Here is a 2,083-nt window from a genome sequence, read left to right as displayed (position 1 = left end):
TGATCCCGGCAGTGCCGGCAGCAAACAGTTGCTCGGCATCAGCGATCCAGCCGGAGAGTTTCTTGACCAGAGCGGCAACTTTGTCGGAGAGCTGAGCTATCTGGTATCCGGACTGGGCGATACCCTCAATCTGGTGCTGGACCCGGTTGCCCCCCTCGGTGGCCTGCTGCGTGAACTGGGCGAAAGCCTGGGGGGTATCGGTACCGGGCTGGGTGACACCAATATCCAGCCCAGCCTGGCCATGGTCGATGACGCCAACGATCTGGCGGTCTGGAACCTGAACCGCAGCGACGGCGACACCTTCACCCTGGCCTCCAACGTGACCGGCCTGCTGCTCACTGCCGGCGACGACGGCCTGACTCTCACCTCCCCGCAACTGGAAGCGGACAATAACCGTTTCACCCTGGCACCCAGCGACGGATGTAGCACTTACCCGGAAGCCGAACTCAACGCCGCCGTCGCGGATGACGGCCCGGCCAATTACCTGACCCAGGTTCCCCGTTTCCAGAATGTGAACGGCCTGGACGACGATGACATCTTCGGTTTCGTGGATGCCCACAGCCATATTTCTGCCTACGAATTTATCGGCGGGCGGGTGAACTACGGCGACCCCTTCCACAAGTTCGGGGTCGACCATGCCCTGCACGACTGTGCCGTCAACCATGGCCCCCAGGGGCTCACCGGGCTAATCGAACAAGTCACCAGCAACCCCGGCCCCCATGAAACCCGGGGCTGGCCGGACTACCCCTTCTGGCCCCGCAGCAACTCCCTGCAACACCATCAGAGCTACTACAAATGGATTGAACGGGCACACCTGGCGGGCATGAAAATTCTCGTCAACCACCTGGTGCATAACGAGATTCTCTGCCAGCTCAATCCACAGAAACAGAATGACTGCGACACCATGGCCGCCATCGAAATGCAGGCCACCCAGATGCATCGCATGCAGGATTACATCGACGCCCAGAATGGTGGGCCCGGCAAGGGCTGGTTCCGCATCGTCACCGATCCCGCCCAGGCCCGGCAGGTGATCGGCGACGGAAAAATGGCGGTCATTCTCGGCGTAGAAGCGTCCAAGGCACTCAACTGTGGCGAGTTTCTCAATGCCCCGGAATGTACCCGCGAAGAAATCGTAGAACGACTGGATCGTCTCTACGCCATGGATGTGCGCAGCCTGTTCCCGGTGCACAAATTCGATAACGCCTTCGGCGGCCACTTGCCCGATCTGTCAGAAGGCGTGGGTATCGGTGCCGTCCTGTATGGTGGCAACCTGTTGGAAACCGGGCATTTGGTGGAATTTGAAGACTGCCCGGACCATGACCATGAAGGGGACGCGATTGCGCTGGACAACCCGCTTCAACCCCTGGGCATTTTTGACCAGCTGCTATTTCAGATCGACTACGTCGGCGACCGCTTCCCGGCCACCCCGGAAGAGTTCGCCGCCTACGATCCGCGCCGCGGCACCGACCATCTGTGCAACACCCGCGGCCTCACCGACCTGGGTTTTTTCCTGATCGAAGAACTGACTCGCCGCGGCATGATGATCGAGATTGATCACATCAGCCGCAAGGCCGCCACCCAAATCCTCGACCTCACCGGCGAACGCGATTACCCGATTATCAACAGCCATGGCAACTGGACCGGCACCGAAGCCCTGCGCGACCAGATCGCCAGCCAGGGGGGCGTGACGGCGTCCTTCGGTAGCGTGCGCGGCAACTGGGTAGACCAGCTGACCCGCGACGGCAACCGCCCCCGCGACCCGGCCTTCAAGGTTGGCCCCTTCGGTGGCGCCCCGTTTGCGTCTGACGTCAACGGCATTGCCAATCTGGCCGGCAACCCCGGCACACCCGATCAGGAAGCCGAGCTTTATCCCTTCACCTCGGTGGATGGCCGCGTGCAATTCGACAAACAAACCACCGGTGACCACGCCTTCAGCCTTTACGAAGGCCGGGGCGTGGCGCACTACGGACTCTATGCGGACCAGATAGCCGACATGATGCTCAACAGCGATCGCCCGCAAGAAGAAATCGACGACGCGGTGAACCAGCTGTTCACCTCGGCAGAAGCCTACATACGCATGTGG

Annotated in this window: 1 protein-coding gene; it reads left to right on the top strand. The window is 61.2% G+C overall.

Translation table 11 applies throughout. The features are described 5' to 3' along the window. On the top strand, positions 1 to 2,083 hold a 2,083-nt coding region (locus A3754_RS25360), incomplete at both ends, for a membrane dipeptidase (protein ID WP_063521686.1).

The sequence above is a fragment of the Alcanivorax sp. HI0083 genome (assembly GCF_001635175.1).
This window is presented reverse-complemented; position numbering and strand designations above follow the sequence as displayed.